The following is a 19,718-nucleotide window of genomic DNA, read 5'->3' on the forward strand; positions in this document are numbered from 1 at the left end:
TCACTGCACGGTCGCTGCGATCAGCTTTTCCCACAGCGCGTCAGGCCACTGTAAGCCGGAGCTGTGCATCCGCACTCCTTCCTTTATATAGGGGCATAACGGACAGCCGTACCATGACGCGGTGACCCACGCACCGCAGCAGCCGAGCCCGCCCCTCCCCGTCCGGGTGGTCGCCCACCGCGGAGCCTCCGAGGACGCCCCCGAGCACACCCTCGCCGCCTACGTGAAGGCCATCGAGGACGGCGCCGACGCCCTCGAGTGCGACGTCCGGCTCACCGCCGACGGCCACCTCGTCTGCGTCCACGACCGCCGCGTCAACCGCACCTCCAACGGCCGCGGCGCCGTCTCCGCCCTCGAGCTCGCCGATCTCGCCGCCCTCGACTTCGGCACCTGGAAGGGACGCGACGAGGCCCGCGAGGTCCCCGACTGGGGCGACTCCCAGGCCACCTCCGTGCTCACCCTCGAACGCCTCCTGGAGCTGGTCTCCGACGCGGGCCGCCACATCGAGCTGGCCATCGAGACCAAACACCCCACCCGCTGGGCCGGGCAGGTGGAGGAGAAACTGCTGCAGCTCCTCGGCCGCTTCGGCCTGGCCGCGCCCGCCGCGCCCGAGGAGTCCCCGGTCCGCGTCATGAGCTTCTCGGCCCGCTCGCTGCACCGCGTCGCGGCCGCCGCGCCGACCCTGCCGACGGTCTCCCTCTCCCAGTTCGTCACCCCGCGGCTGCGCGACGGGCGGCTGCCGGCCGGCGCCCGGATCGCGGGCCCGTCGATCCGGATCGTGCGCCACCACCCCGCCGTGATCCTGCGGCTGCAGAAGGCCGGCCACCAGGTCCACGTGTGGACCGTGGACGATCCCGAGGACGTCGAGCTGTGCGTACGGCTCGGCGTGGACGCGATCATCACCAACCGTCCCAAGCAGGTGCTGTCCCAGTTGGGCCGCCTTTAGCCCCTTGTGCCTCGTCCGTCACGGGCGTGCGGGGAGTGCACCGGCGCGTTCGGGGCGTACGCGATCGTCACGAGTGCGTCACCGGAGTCGTACTGGCCGGTTTCCGGTCCAGGCCATTGGGGCATCCACACCGTGGCGTGGGGCAAAGGAGGTCTCGGGGGTGGCGTTGGTGGTGGCACAGGAGGTGCCCACGTCGTCGAGCATGGCCGTGCCCCATGGCCCTGCGGGCGTGGGGGAGGCGCGACACCGGATGCGGGAGCAGTTGAGCCGCAGCGGGATGTCCGAATCGGTCGTCGACGACGCGGTGCTGATCCTTTCGGAACTGCTGAGCAACGCCTGTCGGCACGGAAGACCGCTGGGCCGCGACGCGGACGTGGGCGAAGGTGACGTACGGGCGGCGTGGAGCATCGACAAGCGGGGCGCGCTGACCGTCGAGGTCACGGACGGCGGCGGGCCGACCCGGCCCGTTCCGGCCACGCCGTCGGTCACGGCGCGCGGCGGCCGCGGGCTGAACATCATCAGCGCGCTCGCCCAGAAGTGGGGCGTACGGGACAGCGCGACGGGCGAGGTCACGGTGTGGGTCCAGGTCACCGAGGGCCATCGCCGCGAGGACTTCGCGGCACGGGTCGGCGGCGGCTCCGGTCTCGACTTCCTGGACGCGTACGACGATCTCGACTGAAGGACCTGCAGGTCTGACGACCTGAAGGGCATACGGGCGCTGCCGCGGTGCGGGCCGGCCGCGGGTCGCCCCGGGCGCGGGTCGTCCCGGCCGCGGGTCGTCCCGGGCACGGGCCGTCCCGGGCGCGGCGTCCGAACCCCGCCGTACGGCGCCCGGACCCTGCCGTACGGCATCCGGCCGTTCCGGATACGGCCCTACGGCCCCGCGGTCGCGGTACGGGATGACGGCGCGGCCGGCGTCGGTCCCGCCCGCAGCCCCGCCCGGCACGAGCCGCATCGCCATCCCGGCATGCGGGACCGCGTGCGGCTAGGCTCGCGCCCGACACAGCACCGCCGCGATCGGGAGAAAGCCACCCATGGCCAAGAAGCGTCCCCAGACGAAGCCCAGCAAGGCCGGCAAGACCGGTCAGGCACAGGTCACGAACGGTGAGATCCCGGTCGTCGGCGCGCGCGAGCCGTGCCCCTGCGGCTCGGGCCGCCGCTACAAGGCGTGTCACGGCCGCGCCGCCGCGCACGCCGTGACCGAGCTCGTCCACCGTCCCTTCGAGGGCCTGCCCGGCGAGTGCGACTGGGTCGCGCTGCGCGAGCTCGTGCCCGCCGCGACCGTGCCACTCACGCTGAAGGGCGGGCTGCCCGAGGGCGTGCCGTCCGTGACGCTGGCGACCGTGCTGCCGATGGCGTGGCCGGCGCTGCGCCGCGACGACGGCTCGGTGCTGCTCGCGCTGCAGAACGACACGTCCTCCGGTGACCTGGCCCGCGACCTGGCCGACACCCTGGAGCGCGCCCTGGTGGCCGAGCCCGGCACGCCGGTCGCCGCCCGTCGCGTACCGGCGGAGGGTCCGCGACTTCAGGATCTGCTCGACGCGGACAGCGATTTTGCGCCGGTCGTGCACACGGGATTCGAATTCTGGATTCCGGAGTCCGCCGACAATTCCAACCCCGAGGTCGCCGCCTCCCTGGAGCGCGCCAACGCAGCCGCCATCCCGACCGTGAAGCTGACCGGTGTCGACGCCGCGTACTGGTGCGAGACGCCGGACAAGAACCACCTGCGCTGGGTCATGCCGCACCCGGAGGAGCAGCTGCTCGACGCCCTGGCCCGGCTGCAGGCCGCGGGCACCTCCTCGCTGGGCCCGGACACCCGTCTCGTCGGCTCCTTCCGGGCGCACGGCCTGATGGTGCCGGTGTGGGACCTGCCGACCTCGATGACGGCGGAGGACTGCGAGAAGCCGGCCGCCGAGTTCGCCGAGCGGCTCGCCGCGGCCCTCGCCACGGACACTCCGCTGACCACCGAGGAGCGCCGGGCGCGCGGCGGTCTCACCAACCGTCAGGTGACGCTCAGCTGATACCCCAGGCGGTATCCGTGACTGACAGACCGACCAGTCGGTGATGTCCGCCACAAGTACTCGGCCAAGGAGCGAAATCCCTGTCCGAATAACCGAGATCGAATTTGCGAACGGCAGATCTCTTGTTACCGTTCTGGAAGCCCGGTCGCTGGTGCATCCCCCGTCGCCAGCGACCGGGCCTTCTCATGCCCGGCTCAACTGCCGTTCGACTCGGTCGTGTTGCTTCCCGACCGCAGCAGCAGCGGCGTACTGGCACCCTCTCCCGCTCCGGCGAATTCCGCCACGGCCGAATAACGGTCCGCGGCGCCGCGACTGCGCTCCTTCGGCGTCTCGCACGTTCCCGGTTCGTCCCGCGCCTCGATCGAGCACCGCACTTGTACGGTCCGGCCGCCGGGCGCCATCAGCGTGAGCACGGCCTCCAGCTCCTGGCCGGTGGCGTTGCGGTAGTACGTACGCGCCCAGGTGTCGGGTCCCTCGGTCACCACACAGGTCTGCGCCTCGACGCCGTCGGGCGAGGCGAGTTCGGGTCCGCAGCGGCTGACGGCGGGCGGCGGCCCGGCGGCGTGGTCGGCGGCGTGGTCGGAGGAGGCGGGCGATCCGGCCGGCCCGGAGGACTCGACCCCCAGGTCCGAGAGCAACCCGCCGCGCTTGGCGGGCTTGGCGTCACCGGCGGACCCGGCCTCGGCCTTCGACCCGGCCGCCGGCGCCGGCTCCTCGGCCGAAGGCCCCGCCGACGCCGCGATCGGTACCAGTACGGCGATCACGACGGCGGCACCGAGCCCCAGGCCCCGGAGCTTCGCCGCACTCATGCGCCCCATACGTCGGCCCACCTGCTTCTCAGGAACGGAATCCGCTGGAAGGAAATCCTTCCGGCGAAGATATCCGCGGCCGACGCGCTCCCGGCCGGCCGCCGCGCGTTTCTCCTGGATGCCGCGCCGTTCCACACCCGTTCGGGTGAGGCCGAGCAGACCCCGCGTACGGCGCCGTCCGCATGCGGCTCGCAGGCGGCTCGGTACGCGGGTCAGTACGCGAGTCTGCTGCCGCCGCCCGGCATGCTCGTGCTCGCCTCGATCAGCGCGTCCACGACCGCCTCGACGTCGGGCAGCCACGGCCGCGCCGAACCGTCCGCCGCGGAGTCGTCCAGCGGCGCCCGCTCCCAGCGGACCTGGCCGGTCCCCGTGGTCGAGGGCGGCAGCGGCAGATAGCCGCCCTCGCCGTGGAAGCGCAGGGAGCTGGGCACGCTGTCCTTCGCGTAGAGCAGCTCGCCGAGCCGTTCGAGGCCGTACGGGGCGACGAGCAGCGCCCAGCGGGTCGGTGTGGCCACGACCGGGCCGAGTCGCAGGCCCTGCGCGTCGAGCGCGGCGAGCGCCCGGGCGCCGGCGACGGCCGGCAGGCTCACGGCGCAGGGCGCGCGGCCGCCGGTGGCCAGCAGGACGGGCGCGTCGGGCCGGCGGTCCCACCACCAGCCGATCATGCGGGCGTCGGTGGTGGCCGCGAGGAGGCCCGGGTCGAAGGGGTGGGCGCCGGGCACCACGCATTCGGGGTCGGGGCAGGCGCAGGCGGCCGGTCCGGCCGGCTTCGGCGCCGCGGCGGGCCTCAGGGTGAGGGTGCGCCGAGGCGCGCCGGCCGGAGCGCCGGCCTGGCGCAGTCCCACGCCGGGCACCACGGGCCAGCCCCATGCGCCGGCGTACCGCAGGGCCGCGTCGCGCCGTGCCGTGTCGAGCCCCGCCTCAGGAGTCTCAGGAACCACCGACACCTCAGGACCCGCTAGTGCCTCAGGAACCACCGACACCTCAGGACCCGCTGGTGCCTCAGGAACCACCGACACCTCAGGAACCGCCGGCGCTTCAGAGGCCTCGGGCACCTCCGGGATCACCGGCACCTCAGGAACTGCCGGCACCGCGGGAATCGCCGGCGCCTCGGGCACCTCGTGCCTCCCGTGCCCGACGCCTTCCGAAGCCGTGCCCCGGTCGGCCGCGCCGCGGTCGACCGCGCCCGGGTCGGCCATTCCCGCCTCGCGCTTGCCGCGCCGGAACCGGAGCCTGCGTCGCCTTCCGAGGATCTCGCGCATGAGCGCTCGTTCCTTTCCGTTGAACGCCGAATCCACATGACACCACGTGCACATCACACCACGTACACGTGTCTTCACCGTGCGTATCACTACCGTGCGAATCACTGCGCGTTTCAGCGCGGGCGCTCCTGGCGGTCGCTCCCGGCGGTCTGGCCTGCCGGAGCACGTTCCCCGCCACTCAGGGGTAGGGGTGCGGTCTGCGGTGAGGCGGACGCTCTCGTTCCGCGTCCGTGTCCAGGGGCGCGTCCAACTGCCCCTGCCCGTCACCGATTACGTACCCGTCACGCACTAAATGACGCGCTTTCAAACGACGCCAGTCGACCGCGAATGGTGCACACCGGGGGCAATTTTCGGCCAACTTCCCCTAGTCTTCAACCCTCTCGCCAGATCTCACGGACACCAGAAGTCCCATGGTGACAATGCTGGACATCGATCCACATGTGCGTGTAGATGTGGATCGATGGATAGCGGCGCAGAATGACTTGGGGGTTTGCGATGCTATTGCATGAAACGCGCAGGTCGGAAAGCCGAGTGCGATGACTACCCCACGTGCGCCGAAAGTGGCCGGAATCGATTCCACTGTTCCTTCTCCCCCGCACACTGCGGCCCACGCCGCCTCCCTCACGCCGCTGGCGGCCGACGAGCTGTCGCCCGGCGGACCTCTCCAGGACCGCCTCGCCGGCTGGGTCTCGGACCTCACGCTCCTCCACGAACTCACCGAGTCCCTGATCAGGACCGCCTCCCTCGACGACGCCCTGCGCGAACTGCTGCGCGCCGGCGCCTCGCTGGTCGGCGCCCGCCGTGGCATGGCTGTCCTCGAACCGGCCGACGGCCTCGGCCCGGTCAGCAAGGTCGGCCTCGGCCTCGCCCACGCCGACCTCGGCACCATCGAGACCGTGCCGCGCAGCGTCACGTCGTACGGCCGGATCCTCGAGGGACTCGCCCCGCTGACCGAAGGCGCCCTGCCCCGCCCCATCGCCGTCCCCGACCTGTGCGGCGAGGAGGACCTCGACCCGCGCCACCGCGAGGTCGCCGCCCGCCTCGGCTACGCCGCCAGTTACGCGCTGCCGCTGGCCACCGCGGAGGCCGGGAAGCTCGGCGCCGTCGTCTGGCTCTACGACGAGCCCGCCGAGCCCGCCGAACGCCAGCGCCACCTCGTCGGCCTCTACGGCCGCTTCGCCACCGAGCACCTCGCCCGCCTCCTGGAGGTCGAGCGCGCCCGCGCCCAGGTCTCCACCGTCGCCGAGGAGCTGCTGCCCAGCCGGCTCCCCCGCGTCCCCGGCGTGCAGCTCGCCGCCCGCCACCGCACCGGACCCCGGGGCGGCGGCGACTGGTACGACGCGCTGCCGCTGCCCGAGGGCGCGCTCGGGCTCGCCGTCGGCTCCGTGTCCGGGAACGGGCCGAGCGCGCTGGCCGCCATGGGCCGGCTGCGGGCGTCGCTGCGCGCGTACGCCGTGATGGAGGGCGAGGACCCGGTCGCCGTCCTCTCCGACCTGGAGCTGCTGCTCCGCCTCACCGAGCCCGCCCGCACCGCGACCGCGCTCTTCGCCTACTGCGAGCCGCAGGCCCGCCGGATCGTGCTCGCCGGCGCCGGCCACACCCCGCCGCTGGTGATCGGCGAGGACCGCACCGAATTCGTGGAGACCTCGCTGTCCGCGCCGCTCGGCATGCTGTCCTGCTGGGAGGCGCCCAGCGTGGAGCTGTCGCCGGCACCCGGAGAAACGGTGCTGCTGTACACCGACGGACTGCTGCGGCGGACCGGCGATCCCATGGACCGGGCCTTCGCGCGGCTGCACGCCGCCGCCGCGAGCGTGCCGAAGGCGGACCGGGCCGACCCGGGCGCGGTCGCCGACCACGTCCTGCGGACGGTCCTGCCGGACGGTCTCGACGCCGCGGCGGCCGACGGCGAGGACGTCGTCCTGCTCGCCGCGCGCTTCGAGTGAGCCGCGCCGCGGGTGTCGCCGCGGGCCTCGAGTGAGCCGCGCCACGACCGCCACCGCGGGCCTTGAGTGAGCCGCGCCACGGGTGCCGCCCGGTGACCCGGCGGTAATGGGTCTTCCGCCTCTGGGACCCTTCCGCACGACCGTACGATGGTGATGGTTCAGTGTCGTACCACAAGGAGGCAGACCCGTGGCCGAAGAGCGCACGCCGGAGAACCCGGAGACCCCGGAGACCCTGGCGGAATCGGAAGAGCAGGCGATCAAGCAGCGCAAGAACGGCCTGTACCAGGGCGTCTCCGACGAGCTCGCCGAGAACATGAAGTCCGGCTGGGCCGACACCGAGCTGCACGACCTCGAGCCGATCGCCCAGGCCGACCGGACCGCCGCTCGCCGCGCCGCGCTCTCCGCCCGCTTCCCGGGCGAGCGCCTGGTGATCCCGGCCGGCAATCTGAAGACCCGGTCGAACGACACCGAGTACGCCTTCCGCGCCTCCACCGAGTACGCGTACCTGACCGGCGACCAGACGCAGGACGGCGTGCTCGTCCTGGAGCCCGTCGAGGACGGCCACGAGGCCACCATCTACCTGCTGCCCCGCTCCGACCGCGAGAACGGCGAGTTCTGGCTCGACGGCCAGGGCGAGCTCTGGGTCGGCCGCCGCCACTCCCTCACCGAGGCGGAGCAGCTGCTCGGCATCCCGGCGAAGGACGTCCGCGAGCTGGCCGAGTCGCTCAAGGAGGCCACCGGCCCGGTCCGCAACGTCCGCGGCCACGACGCCGGCATCGAGGCCGCCCTCACCGACAAGGTCACCGCCGAGCGCGACGAGGAGCTGCGCGTCTACCTCTCCGAGGCCCGCCTCGTGAAGGACGCGTTCGAGGTCGCCGAGCTGCAGAAGGCCTGCGACGCCACCGCGCGCGGCTTCGAGGACGTCGTCAAGGTCCTGGACAAGGCCGAGGCGACCAGCGAGCGCTACATCGAGGGCACCTTCTTCCTGCGCGCCCGCGTCGAGGGCAACGACGTCGGCTACGGCACCATCGCCGCCGCCGGCCCGCACGCCTGCACCCTGCACTGGGTCCGCAACGACGGCCCGGTCCGCTCCGGCGACCTGCTGCTGCTCGACGCCGGCGTGGAGACCACCGAGCTCTACACCGCCGACGTCACCCGCACGCTTCCCATCAGCGGCACCTTCACCGACGTGCAGCGCAAGATCTACGACGCCGTGTACGAGGCGCAGGAGGCCGGCATCGCCGCGGTGAAGCCGGGCGCCGCCTACCGCGACTTCCACGACGCCGCCCAGCGCGTGCTCGCCGAGAAGCTCGTCGAGTGGGGCCTCGTCGAGGGCCCGGTCGACCGCGTCCTGGAGCTCGGTCTCCAGCGCCGCTGGACCCTGCACGGCACCGGCCACATGCTCGGCATGGACGTCCACGACTGCGCCGCCGCGCGCACCGAGGCGTACGTCGACACCACCCTGGAGCCGGGCATGTGCCTGACCGTGGAGCCGGGGCTCTACTTCCAGGCCGACGACCTGACCGTGCCGGAGGAGTACCGGGGCATCGGCGTCCGGATCGAGGACGACATCCTCGTCACGGCCGACGGCAACCGGAACCTCTCGGAGGCGCTGCCGCGCCGTTCCGACGAGGTCGAGGCGTGGATGGCCGGCCTGAAGGGCTGACCTGGCCGCCGTACCTGGACGCGCCTGGACGAGACACCGCGGGGCCCCGCCGATTCGGTCGGCGGGGCCTTCGGCGTACTGCGACGGTTGTTCGTCAGCCTCCGCCTCCGCCTCTGCCCCTGCCCCTGCCCCTGCCCCTGCCTCAGGTGAGGGCGAGCGGCGCGTCCGCGCGCCACTTGATGATCTTGTCGAAGCTGACGAGCGCTCCGCCCCGGCCCGTACGGCCGAAGTGGACGTGGTCGGCGAGCTCCTCGATCAGCCGCAGCCCGCGGCCGTGCTCGGCGTCCGCGGGAGCGACGGCACAGGGGCGCGGCGCGGCGCCGGAGAAGCCCGGACCGGCGTCGGCCACCTCGATGCGGCAGGTCTCGCCGTCGAGATAGGCGGTGACCCGGTACGCCTCCGATCCCGCGCCCCGGCCCCAGGAGCCGCCGTGCTCCACGGCGTTGGCGCACGCCTCGGTCAGCGCCACCGACAGCTCGTAGGACACGTCCGGGTCGACACCGGCCGTCTCCATCGTGCCGAGCAGCAGCCGCCGGGCGAGCGGAACGCTCGCAGCCTCGCGCCGCAGATGCAGGGACCACCAGATGCTCATGCTCCAGCCTCCTGGCTGCGGCTCGACATGCTGCGGCACGACATACCGATACGTATTGCCGGGCCCGGAGGTCCATAAGCGCCCGAAGGCGGCAAGAGCGCCCGTTCGGCGGATGACGCGTCACCGGTGCCGGTGTATGTCGCCGCGAAGACCGGCCCCAGGACGACCCCTGGACGACCCCAGGTCGCCGCCGAGACGTCCCCAGGAGGTCCCCGGGACGTCCCCAAGACGCCGCGAAGAGGTCCAAGGGTGACCTTCCGGACCTGCCGTATGGGAGGCGTGAGGCTGGTGCGATGATGGGGCCCGCCATGTCTGCCCCCGCGCTCGCGCCACGCCTGCTGAGGGCCGCGGTGTTCGCCGCGGTCTGCGTCGTGCTGTCCGCGCTCGGGCACGCCTTGGCCGCCTGCGCCGGGATCGCGCTGTGGTCGCTGGTCGCCGGATTCCTCGGCGTCTTCGGGATCGCGGTGCTCTTCGCCGGACGCGAGCGCACCCTGCCCTTCATCGTCGGCGCGCTGGCCGGCGGACAGCTCGCCCTGCACGCCCTGTTCGGGCTCGGGCAGCGCCGCCTCGTCGTCGCCCCGCACCCGGACGACAGCCTGCTCCGGCTCGCCGCCAAGCTGGTGTGCGGCGGCGGTGCCTCCGCCCTGAGCCCGGCCGACGCGGTCCGGATCGTCAGCGAGGCCGGCCTCGCTCCCGCCGCCCCGGCGGCCACGGGCACGGGGGCCGGAGCGCACCACCACCTGGCCGCGATGGCGGGCGCCGCCCAGACGGCCGGGACGAGCGCGACCGCCGAACTGGTGCCGAGCCTGCCCATGCTGCTCGGCCACCTGCTCGCCGCGCTCGCCACCGGATGGCTGCTGCGGCGCGGCGACCTCGCGCTCGGCCGGCTGGCCACGCTGTCCGCGCAGGGCGCCACCGGTCTCGCCGAGGCCGCCCTTGTACGTTCCCTGCGCGCCGCGCTCACCCTGGTACGGGCCCTGCTCGCCGGCCTGCCGGGCGCTCCGGCCACCGGGCCGCGCGACCCGGCCCGTACCCCCTTCGACGTCCCGCCCCCGCCGGTGGCCGGGGCACTTCAGCACACGGTGATCAGGCGCGGCCCGCCGGCCGCCGCCCGCTGCGTCCTCGCAGCCTGACGCGGACCGCTCGAAGGGAGCGGATCCGCGGTCGTCCACGCCCGGCCCCGCGCTCCGTCGACCGGCCGCCGGCCGTTCCTCGTCCGGCACCGCCGGCCCGTCGGACCGGCCCGCACCGCCGACACCGCCGGCACTGTCGGCACCGCCGGCGGCGATCGCACGCCGCCGGCATGCACCGCGCGTGGACCGAGCAGACCTGTCTTCGGCCGTCCGTCCGGGATCCCTGTCCTGCGGACGCCTTCCGCACCTCTCCTTCGAGCTGGAGTGTCTTCTGCCATGAGCGTTTCCCGTACGCACCTGTCCCGCACCTTCCTCTCCCGCGCCGCCCTCGCCGGCACGGTCGCCGCCTCCTCCGTGCTGCTGCTCTCCGGCACGGCCTTCGCGCACGTGAGCGTGCAGCCGCAGGGCGAGGCCGCCAAGGGCGGGTACGCCACCGTCAACGTCAAGGTGCCGAACGAGCGCGACAACGCCTCCACCGTCAAGGTCGAGGTCAGCTTCCCGACCGACCACCCGCTGGCCTCCGTGATGCCGCAGCCGGTCCCCGGCTGGAAGGTCGAGGTCACCAAGGCGAAGCTCGCCAAGCCGCTGGAGATGCACGGCAAGAAGATCAACGAGGCCGTCGCCAAGGTCACCTGGACCGCGGACGGTTCGAAGATCGGCCCCGGCCAGTTCCAGCAGTTCCCGCTCTCCCTCGGCCAGCTGCCCGAGGACACCGACAAGCTCGTCCTCAAGGCGATCCAGACCTACGACAACAACGAGGTCGTGCGCTGGATCGAGGAGCCCAAGGAAGGCGCGGCCGAGCCCGAGAGCCCGGCGCCCGTCCTGAAGCTGTCCGCCGCGACCGGCGACCACCACGGCGGCGGCGCCGCCCCGGCCGCCGACGACGACAAGGACGCGCACGGCAAGGACGAGCACGCCAAGAACGGCGCCCACGAGGACGGCGGCCACGACGAGGCCGCGGCCTCCTCCTCGACCGACACCGCGGCGCGCGTGCTCGGTGTCGTCGGCATCCTCGTCGGTCTCGCCGGAGTCGCCTTCGGCGTCCTGGCCGGCCGCCGCCGCCAGGCCTGACGTCCGCCCGTCACCTCACCCGAAAGACACACCTCACCATGTCTGACACCACCACGGGCAGCACGGCGAAGGACGGAGCGGCGCAGGGCGCCGGCCGGCCCGGCCGCCGTGCCCCGCTGATCATCGCCGGCGCGGCGATCGTCGCCGCGATCGGCGTCACGGCCGCCGTCGGTCTCGGCGGCGGCGACGCGTCCTCCGGCAGCAAGGCCGGCCCGGTCGCCGAGGTCTCCGGCGGCAGCGACGACACCAAGGCCGCCACCGTTCTCGACCGGCCCTTCGCCAAGCCCGCCCTGGTCCTGACCGACACCAAGGGCCAGAAGTTCGACCTCCGCGAGCGGACCAAGGGCAAGCCGACCCTGATCTACTTCGGCTACACCCACTGCCCGGACGTCTGCCCGCTGACGATGAGCAACATCGCCATCGCGCGCAAGCAGCTGTCCAAGGCGGAGCAGGACAAGCTCCAGGTCGTCTTCGTCACCACCGACCCGGAGCGCGACACCGCCGCCGAGCTCGGCAAGTGGCTGCCGGCCGCGGGCGATCCGTCCTTCACCGGCCTCACCGGCGACTTCTCCACGATCCAGGCCGGCGCCCGCTCCATGGGCATCGGCATCGACCCGCCGAAGAAGGAGAAGGACGGCTCGGTCGTGTCCATGCACGGCGCCCAGGTGATGGCGTTCTCGCCGTCGACCGACCAGGGCTACGTCGTCTACGGCGAGGACACCACCGCCGACCAGTACGCCAAGGACCTGCCGAAGCTCATCAAGGGGGAGAACCCGTGAACCGCCGCACCACCACCCTGTCCGCCGCCGTGGCGCTCGCCGCCGCGCTCGCGCTGACCGGGTGTTCGTCCGACAGCTCGTCCAACGGCTCCTCCGGCGGTTCGTCGGCGGGCCGGCCCGAGCTGAAGGTGAGCGGCGCGTTCATGCCCCAGCCCGTGATGGACATGGCGGGCGGCTTCCTCACCATCACCAACAGCGGCGACACCGCCGACAAGCTCACCTCCGTCACCAGCGGCATCTCGGACGACGTCACGATCCACGAGACGAAGAACCAGAAGATGCAGGAGGTGAAGTCCTTCGACATCCCGGCGAACGGCGAGCTCAAGCTCGAACGCGGTGGCAACCACATCATGTTCATGGAGCTGAAGAAGCAGCCCAAGCAGGGCGAGAAGGTCGGCATCGAGCTCCACTTCGAGAAGTCCGACCCCATCAAGGTCGAGCTTCCCGTCGAGGCGCCCAACCACAACCCGAAGCAGCACTGAGCCCGCCCCGGGAGTGACAGGAACGATGACAACCACCGCCCCGCGCCTCGGGCCCGCCCTCACCAGGCTGCTGCTCGTCGCCGCCGCGCTGCTCGGCGCCCTGCTCGCCACCGCGGGCCCCGCCTCCGCGCACGCGGCGCTGACCGGCAGCGACCCGCAGGACGGGGCGGTGGTCGCCACCGCTCCCAAGGAGGTCAACCTCACCTTCTCCGAACAGGTCGCCATGAGCGGCGACTCCATCCGGGTCCTCGACCCGGCGGGGAAGCGGGTCGACACCGGCGAGATCCGCGACCTGTGCAGCGGATCCGTCGTCCGCTACGGCGTCGCGCTGCTGCCCGGACTGCCCGACGGCACCTACACCGTCGCCTGGCAGACCGTCTCCGCCGACAGCCATCCCGTCTCCGGCGCCTTCACCTTCTCCGTCGGCGCCCCGTCGAAGACCGCCGTCGCGCTGCCCGACACACCGGTCGGCGGCGGGCTGGTCGGCGCGCTCTACGGGATCGCGCGCTACGTCTCGTACGCCGGTTTCGTGGTCCTCGTCGGCGGCGGCGCCTTCGTGCTCGCCTGCTGGCCGCGCGGCGCCGCCATGCGGCCGGTGCAGCGGCTCGTGGTCCGGGGCTGGCTCGCGCTGACCGCCGCCACTCTCGCGCTGCTGCTGCTCCGTCACCCGTACACCAAGACGGGCAGGCTCGGCGACGTCTTCGACCTCGGCGGGCTGCGCGACGTCCTGCAGACGAAGACCGGTGCCGCGCTCTCCTCGCGGCTGCTGCTGCTCGGCGCGGCGGCGCTCTTCGTGGCCGTCCTCTTCGGCGCGTACGCGCGGCGGCGGGACGAAAAGGAGCACAAGGACCTCACCTTCGGCCTCGCCATCGGCGGCACCGTCGTCGCCGCGGGCATCGCCGGCACCTGGGCGCTCGCCGAGCACGCCTCCACCGGACTCCAGCCCGGCATCGCCATGCCGGTCGACATCCTGCACCTGCTGGCCGTGGCCGCCTGGCTCGGCGGACTCACGGCGCTGCTCGTCGCGCTCTACCGGGCGCCGTCGGTCGAGCGCTCGGCCGTCGAGCGCTACTCGAAGGTGGCCTTCGGTTCCGTCGTCGTCCTCGCGGCCACCGGCGTCTACCAGACCTGGCGGCAGGTCGGCACCTGGTCGGCCCTGACCGACACGCGGTACGGGCAGCTGCTCCTGGTGAAGGTCGGTCTGGTCGCCGTCCTGGTCGGCATCGGCTGGGTGTCGCGGCGCTGGGTCAAGCGGCTGGCGGCGCCGACGTCGACGTCGACGGCCGGCGAGGGCGTGGCGGGTGCGGGCGCGGGCGCCTCGGGCGAAGACGTGGCGGACCCGTCGCTGGAGCCCGAGGACGACGAGGCCGAGACCTCCGAGGCCGAGGGCGCCGACGAGGAGGCCGTCGGCGCGGAGGCCGCCGGGGACGGTGTCGACGCCGAGCGGGCCGCGCAGCTCGCCCGGCAGCGGGCCGCCGTCGCGACCGCGCGCCGCAAGAAGGCACGGGACGCCGATCCCGAGCGGACCGGGCTGCGCCGTTCGGTCCTGACCGAGGCCGCCGTCGCCGTGGTGCTGCTCGCGGTCACGACCGTGCTGACCTCCACCGAGCCCGCCCGTACCGAGGAGGAGGCGGGCAAGGGCCGGGCCTCGGCCGGCGCGTCCGCCGTACCGAACCGGCCGATCGACGTGCGGATCCCGTTCGACACGGGCGGCGTGGACGGCAAGGGCACCGTGCAGCTCACCCTCGACCCGGGCCGGACCGGCGCCAACGCGCTGCACCTCTACGTGCTGCGGCCCAACGGGCGGGCGCTCGACGTCCCCGAGGTGAAGGTCTCCTTCACCCTCAAGGAGAAGGACATCGGCCCGCTGCCGGTGCTGCCCGACCGCATCCAGACCGGACACTGGACCGCGAGCGGCGTCCAGCTGCCGATGCCGGGCGAGTGGCTGATGCAGGTGACGGTGCGCACCTCCGACATCGACCAGACCACCATCGAGAAGAACGTGAAGATCGGCTGAACCCGTGAGCGAGACCGAGAACGACTCCGTGAACGACACCGCCAGCAGCGGCACCGCGGGCAACGGCACCGCGGCCGACGGCACCCTTCAGATCTCCCGGCGGCGCGTTCTCGGCACCGTCGGGGCGGCCGGTGCGGCCGGTCTGGTGATCGGCGCGGCCGGCGGCGCCGGGATCTCGGCGGCGGTGTCCGGCGACGGCTCCGGCGGCGGTACGGGCTCCGCCGGCTCGCCCGCCCTCACCACGGTCGGCTCGACCGAGGTGATGTTTCACGGGAAACATCAAGCGGGGATCACCACTCCGCTTCAGTCGCGGGGCCACCTCGTCGCCTTCGACCTCGCCCCGGGCGCGGGCCGCAAGGAGGCCGCGGCCCTGCTGCGCCGCTGGTCGGCCACGGCGAAGGCGCTGATGGCGGGCGAGCCGGCGACCGAGGACACCGGCATCGCGCTCGACGCCGGCCCCTCGTCGCTGACCGTGACCTTCGGCCTCGGCCGCACCTTCTTCGACCGGACGGGCCTGGTCGCGCGCCGTCCGGCGCAGCTCGACCCGCTGCCCGCCTTCTCCTCCGACGCGCTCGACCCGAAGCGCTCGGAGGGCGACCTGTGGGTGCAGATCGGCGCGGACGACGCGCTCGTCGCCTTCCACGCGCTGCGCGCGCTGCAGAAGGACGCGGCCGGCGCGGCCCGGGTGCGCTGGCAGATGAACGGCTTCAACCGCTCGGCCGGCGCCACCGCCCGGCCGATGACGGCCCGGAACCTGATGGGCCAGGTCGACGGCACCGGCAATCCCAAGCCGTCCGATCCCGACTTCGACCGGCGGATCTTCGTGCCGCAGAGCGCGTCGCGCGCCGAGGACTGGATGGCGGGCGGCTCGTACGCGGTCGTCCGGCGGATCCGGATGCTGCTCGACGACTGGGAGAAGCTCCCGCTGGACAAGCAGGAGAAGGTGATCGGCCGGCGGAAGGCGGACGGCGCGCCGCTGACCGGCGGGACGGAGACGACCGAGCTCGATCTCGACAAGATCGGCCCGGACGGCAGGACCGTCATCCCCGACAACGCCCACTCCCGTATCTCCGCCCCCGAACAGAACGGCGGTGCGGCGATGCTGCGCCGGCCTTTCTCCTTCCACGACGGGATCGCGGCCGACGGGACGCCGGACGCCGGGCTGCTCTTCATCTGCTGGCAGGCCGATCCGCTGCGGGGCTTCGTGCCGGTGCAGCGCAAGCTCGACCGGGGCGACGCCCTGTCGCCGTTCATCCGGCACGAGGCGAGCGGCCTCTTCGCGGTCCCGGGCGGCCCGGCGGAGGGCGAGTACGTGGGCCAGCGGCTCCTGGAGGCCTGAGACCGGGGCCGGAGGCCGAGGGCCGGGAGCCTGAGGCCGAGGGCCGGGAGCCTGAGGCCGAGGGTCGGGGGCCGGAGGCCCAGGGCCGGGGCGCGAGACCGGAGGCCTAGGGCCGGGGCCTGAGGCCCAGGCCGGAGCACGACACCGGGCCCAGGACCCGCGCGGCAACGGCAGCGGGCCGGGCCGGCGCCCGCCCTCGTGACCGCCCTCCGAGACGGCGGGCGCGGAGCCGCCGTCCGTGAGCCGCTGCCATTAGGGTGACCGTATGTCAGCCACCCGGTATACGTATCTCGGTCCCGAAGGCACCTTCACGGAAGCCGCGCTGCGTACGCTGCCCGAGGCCGCGACGCGGGAACTCGTCCCGATGGTGTCGGTCCCGGCCGCCCTGGACGCCGTGCGCAACGGCGAGGCGGCCGCGGCGCTCGTGCCGATCGAGAACTCCGTCGAGGGCGGCGTCACCGCGACCCTCGACGAGCTGGCCTCCGGCGAGCCGCTGATGATCTACCGCGAGGTGCTGCTGCCGATCGCCTTCGCCCTGCTGGTACGGCCCGGGACCAAGCTGTCGGAGATCAAGACGGTCACGGGTCATCCGGTCGCCCAGCCGCAGGTGCGCAACTGGCTGCGCGCGCACCTCCCGGACGCCGTGTGGGAGTCGGCGGCCTCCAACGCGGACGGCGCCCGGCTGGTCCAGGAGGGCCGTTTCGACGCCGCCTTCGCCGGCGAGTTCGCGGCGACGACCTACGGTCTGGAGCCGCTGGTCACCGAGATCCACGACGCCGAGAACGCGGAGACGCGCTTCGTGCTGGTGGGCCGGCCCGCCCGGCCGGCGGCGCCGACCGGTGCGGACAAGACCTCGGTGGTGCTGTGGCTCGGCGACGACCACCCGGGTGCCCTGCTCGAACTGCTCCAGGAATTCGCGGTGCGCGGGGTGAACCTGATGCTGATCCAGTCGCGGCCCACGGGCGCCGGAATCGGCAACTATTGCTTCGCGGTCGACGCGGAGGGCCATATCTCGGACCGCCGGGTCGGCGAGGCCCTGATGGGTCTCAAGAGGATCTGTCCGAAGGTGCGCTTCCTCGGCTCCTATCCGCGGGCGGGTGTGGCGACCGAGGACGTGCGGCCGCTGCGGCGCGGGACCTCGGACGCGGAGTTCACGGCGGCCTCCGACTGGCTGGCGCGGGCCCAGGACGGCCGGTCCTGACCGCTGCCCGCCGCGGGCCCGCAAGTTATCCACAGGAGCGGCTCTCGACCTGGGGACAAGTCGACAAGCCGCTCGGGCGAGGTCGACAAATCGCCGTCATCCCTGCTCCGGGACTCCACTCTTGAGGAGAGGAATTCCCACTCGAAGGAGTGGGAAAGGGACATCCAAGATCGACGCCCCGCGCCATCCACAGATCTTTCGCACAGCCTGTGGATAACTTCCCTCGTATAGAGGAGAAGGAAAGCACGAAAAACAAAGCAATTCGGGCAAAGTGACACGCATTGCTATATCGGCTAGGGCGCCCTCAGCCGCACCGGTAGCCTGGTGGGGTGATTGACCTTCGCCTGCTCCGTGAGGACCCCGACCGTGTTCGCGCCTCCCAGCGCGCCCGTGGAGAGGACGTCGGCCTCGTCGACGCCCTGCTCTCCGCCGATGAGCGGCGCAGGTCGTCCGGCGTCCGCTTCGACGAACTCCGCTCCGAGCAGAAGGCGCTCGGCAAGCTGATCCCCAAGGCCTCCCCGGAGGAGCGCGCCGAGCTGCTCCAGAAGGCCGAGCAGCTCAAGACCGACGTGAAGGCCGCCGAGGCCGAGCAGAACGAGGCCGACGAGACGGCCCGCGCCCTGCTCCTCCAGCTGGGCAACCTCGTCCACCCCGACGTGCCCGTCGGCGGCGAGGAGGACTTCGTCGTCCTGGAGACGCACGGCACCATCCGCGACTTCGCCGCCGAGGGCTTCGAGCCCAAGGACCACCTGGAGCTCGGCGAGGCGCTCGGCGCCATCGACGTCGAGCGCGGCGCCAAGGTCTCCGGCTCGCGCTTCTACTACCTGACCGGCGTCGGCGCCCTCCTGGAGCTCGCCCTGGTCAACGCGGCGATCGCGCAGGCCACCGAGGCCGGCTTCATCCCCATGCTCACGCCGGCGCTCGTCCGCCCGCGCGCCATGGAGGGCACCGGCTTCCTCGGCCAGGCCGCCGAGAACGTGTACCACCTGGAGAAGGACGACTACTACCTGGTCGGCACCTCCGAGGTCCCGCTCGCCGCGTACCACATGGACGAGATCATCGAGGCCGACAAGCTGCCGCTGCGGTACGCCGGCTTCTCGCCGTGCTTCCGCCGCGAGGCCGGCACCTACGGCAAGGACACCCGCGGCATCTTCCGCGTCCACCAGTTCGACAAGGTCGAGATGTTCTCGTACGTCGCGCCGGAGGACGCCGAGGCCGAGCACAAGCGGCTCCTGGACTGGGAGAAGCAGTGGCTGACCTCCCTGGAGCTGCCGTTCCAGGTGATCGACGTCGCCACCGGCGACCTGGGCGCCTCCGCCTCCCGCAAGTTCGACTGCGAGGCCTGGATCCCGACCCAGGGCAAGTACCGCGAGCTGACCTCCGCCTCCAACTGCGACGGCTTCCAGGCCCGCCGCCTCTCCGTCCGCATGCGCGACGAGAAGAACGGCAAGAAGGTCGTGCAGCCGCTGGCCACCCTGAACGGCACGCTGTGCGCCGTACCGCGCACGATCGTGGCGATCCTGGAGAACCACCAGCTGGCCGACGGCTCGGTGCGCGTGCCGGAGGTGCTGCGGCCCTACCTCGGCGGCCGTGAGGTCCTGGAGCCGGTCTCCAAGTGAGCTCCTTCCCCTACCGCCTGGTCGCGACGGACCTCGACGGCACGCTGCTGCGGGCCGACGACTCCGTATCCGACCGCACGCGGGACGCTCTCGCCGCCGCCACGGCGGCGGGAGCGGCGCACATCGTCGTCACCGGCCGGGCCGTGCCCTGGACCCGGCACATCCTCGACGACCTCGGTTACGAGGGCCTCGCGGTGTGCGGGCAGGGCGCGCAGGTCTACCACGCCGGCGAGCACCGGCTGCTGACCTCGCTGACGCTCGACCGGCAGCTCGCCGGGCTCGCCCTCTCCAAGATCGAGGCGGAGGTCGGGCCGCTGGCCGTGGCCGCCAGCCGCGACGGCCTGGAGGGCGACGTCCTGATCGGCCCCGGCTACCGGACCCACGAGGGCCCGCTGCCGTACGTGCCGTACGAGGACCCGAGGGAGCTCTGGTCGGCGCCGCTCACCAAGCTCTACATCCAGCACCCGGAGCTGGGCGACGACGAGCTGACCCGGATCGCCCGCGAGACGGCCGGCGCGCTGGTCGGCGTGGTCATGGCGGGGCCCGGCATCGTGGAGATCGTGCCGCTCGGCCTCAGCAAGGCCACCGGGCTGTCCCTGGCCGCCCGCCGGCTCGGCGTGAAGGCCGCGGAGACCATCGCCTTCGGCGACATGCCCAACGACATCCCGATGTTCGGCTGGGCGGCGCACGGCGTGGCCATGGCCAACGCCCACGAGGAGCTGAAGGCGGTCGCCGACGAGGTGACCGGCTCGAACGAGGAGGACGGCATCGCCGTCGTCCTGGAGCGCCTGCTCGGAGCGTGAGCGCCGGACCGGGCGCGTAGGGAAAGGCACGAGGC

At 72.9% G+C, this 19,718-nt stretch carries 17 protein-coding genes; 14 read left to right on the forward strand and 3 right to left on the reverse strand.

Annotated features, from left to right (window positions below; genetic code table 11):
• Window positions 1-121 precede the first annotated feature (121 nt).
• From ACIGO8_RS13835 to ACIGO8_RS13845, 3 genes are all read left to right on the forward strand, one after another.
• A complete protein-coding gene (locus ACIGO8_RS13835; protein ID WP_399728840.1) occupies window positions 122-946 on the forward strand; it encodes a glycerophosphodiester phosphodiesterase in 825 nt (274 codons plus the stop codon).
• A 73-nt stretch (window positions 947-1,019) separates the two neighbouring features.
• Window positions 1,020-1,625, forward strand: a complete 606-nt coding sequence (locus ACIGO8_RS13840; RefSeq protein WP_399728843.1) for an ATP-binding protein — start codon at window positions 1,020-1,022, stop codon at window positions 1,623-1,625.
• Between the two features lie 355 nt (window positions 1,626-1,980).
• Window positions 1,981-2,967, forward strand: coding sequence for a DUF5926 family protein (locus ACIGO8_RS13845; RefSeq protein ID WP_399728846.1), 987 nt, complete (start codon window positions 1,981-1,983; stop codon window positions 2,965-2,967).
• Window positions 2,968-3,161: 194 nt separating this feature from the next.
• Here ACIGO8_RS13845 and ACIGO8_RS13850 read toward each other — a convergent pair whose 3' ends face one another.
• Window positions 3,162-3,785: a hypothetical protein gene (locus ACIGO8_RS13850; protein ID WP_399728848.1), complete on the reverse strand. Its 624-nt coding sequence runs from the start codon at window positions 3,783-3,785 to the stop codon at window positions 3,162-3,164.
• 203 nt (window positions 3,786-3,988) lie between these two features.
• A complete protein-coding gene (locus tag ACIGO8_RS13855) occupies window positions 3,989-4,717 on the reverse strand; it encodes a bifunctional DNA primase/polymerase (RefSeq protein ID WP_399728851.1) in 729 nt (242 codons plus the stop codon).
• 857 nt (window positions 4,718-5,574) lie between these two features.
• Between ACIGO8_RS13855 and ACIGO8_RS13860 the strand changes: the two genes are divergently transcribed.
• Both ACIGO8_RS13860 and ACIGO8_RS13865 read left to right on the forward strand, forming a co-directional pair.
• Complete coding sequence (locus ACIGO8_RS13860) at window positions 5,575-6,981, forward strand: PP2C family protein-serine/threonine phosphatase (RefSeq protein ID WP_399728854.1); 1,407 nt, start codon at window positions 5,575-5,577, stop codon at window positions 6,979-6,981.
• A gap of 187 nt (window positions 6,982-7,168) precedes the next feature.
• Window positions 7,169-8,647, forward strand: coding sequence for an aminopeptidase P family protein (locus ACIGO8_RS13865; RefSeq protein WP_399728857.1), 1,479 nt, complete (start codon window positions 7,169-7,171; stop codon window positions 8,645-8,647).
• Between the two features lie 142 nt (window positions 8,648-8,789).
• On the opposite strand, the gene ACIGO8_RS13870 is transcribed toward ACIGO8_RS13865, so the two are convergent.
• Window positions 8,790-9,239, reverse strand: coding sequence for an ATP-binding protein (locus ACIGO8_RS13870; RefSeq protein ID WP_399728860.1), 450 nt, complete (start codon window positions 9,237-9,239; stop codon window positions 8,790-8,792).
• A gap of 308 nt (window positions 9,240-9,547) precedes the next feature.
• On the opposite strand from ACIGO8_RS13870, the gene ACIGO8_RS13875 reads away from it, so the two are divergent.
• The 9 genes from ACIGO8_RS13875 to ACIGO8_RS13915 all read left to right on the forward strand — a co-directional run bounded on the left by ACIGO8_RS13875 (window position 9,548) and on the right by ACIGO8_RS13915 (window position 19,683).
• Window positions 9,548-10,372 carry a hypothetical protein gene (locus ACIGO8_RS13875; protein ID WP_399728862.1) on the forward strand — a complete coding sequence of 275 codons (825 nt, stop codon included), beginning with the start codon at window positions 9,548-9,550 and terminating at the stop codon, window positions 10,370-10,372.
• 276 nt (window positions 10,373-10,648) lie between these two features.
• Window positions 10,649-11,443, forward strand: a complete 795-nt coding sequence (locus tag ACIGO8_RS13880; protein ID WP_399728865.1) for a YcnI family protein — start codon at window positions 10,649-10,651, stop codon at window positions 11,441-11,443.
• Between the two features lie 38 nt (window positions 11,444-11,481).
• The gene (locus ACIGO8_RS13885; RefSeq protein WP_399728868.1) at window positions 11,482-12,222 is read left to right on the forward strand and encodes an SCO family protein; all 741 of its coding nucleotides are present in this window, start codon (window positions 11,482-11,484) and stop codon (window positions 12,220-12,222) included.
• Window positions 12,219-12,704: a copper chaperone PCu(A)C gene (locus ACIGO8_RS13890; protein ID WP_399728870.1), complete on the forward strand. Its 486-nt coding sequence runs from the start codon at window positions 12,219-12,221 to the stop codon at window positions 12,702-12,704. Before ACIGO8_RS13885 ends, ACIGO8_RS13890 begins: the two co-directional genes overlap by 4 nt.
• A 25-nt stretch (window positions 12,705-12,729) precedes the next feature.
• Window positions 12,730-14,721, forward strand: a complete 1,992-nt coding sequence (locus ACIGO8_RS13895; protein ID WP_399728873.1) for a copper resistance CopC/CopD family protein — start codon at window positions 12,730-12,732, stop codon at window positions 14,719-14,721.
• Between the two features lie 91 nt (window positions 14,722-14,812).
• Window positions 14,813-16,060, forward strand: a complete 1,248-nt coding sequence (efeB, locus tag ACIGO8_RS13900) for an iron uptake transporter deferrochelatase/peroxidase subunit (protein ID WP_399730031.1) — start codon at window positions 14,813-14,815, stop codon at window positions 16,058-16,060.
• Window positions 16,061-16,325: 265 nt separating this feature from the next.
• Complete coding sequence (gene pheA / locus ACIGO8_RS13905) at window positions 16,326-17,261, forward strand: prephenate dehydratase (RefSeq protein ID WP_399728876.1); 936 nt, start codon at window positions 16,326-16,328, stop codon at window positions 17,259-17,261.
• Window positions 17,262-17,590: 329 nt separating this feature from the next.
• Complete coding sequence (serS, locus tag ACIGO8_RS13910) at window positions 17,591-18,880, forward strand: serine--tRNA ligase (protein WP_399728878.1); 1,290 nt, start codon at window positions 17,591-17,593, stop codon at window positions 18,878-18,880.
• Window positions 18,877-19,683, forward strand: coding sequence for an HAD family hydrolase (locus tag ACIGO8_RS13915; protein ID WP_399728881.1), 807 nt, complete (start codon window positions 18,877-18,879; stop codon window positions 19,681-19,683). The genes serS and ACIGO8_RS13915 overlap by 4 nt, the downstream gene beginning before the upstream one ends.
• Window positions 19,684-19,718: the final 35 nt, after the last annotated feature.

Origin of the sequence: Streptomyces sp. NPDC053493, from assembly GCF_044544825.1 — a bacterium.
GTDB lineage: Bacteria > Actinomycetota > Actinomycetes > Streptomycetales > Streptomycetaceae > Streptomyces.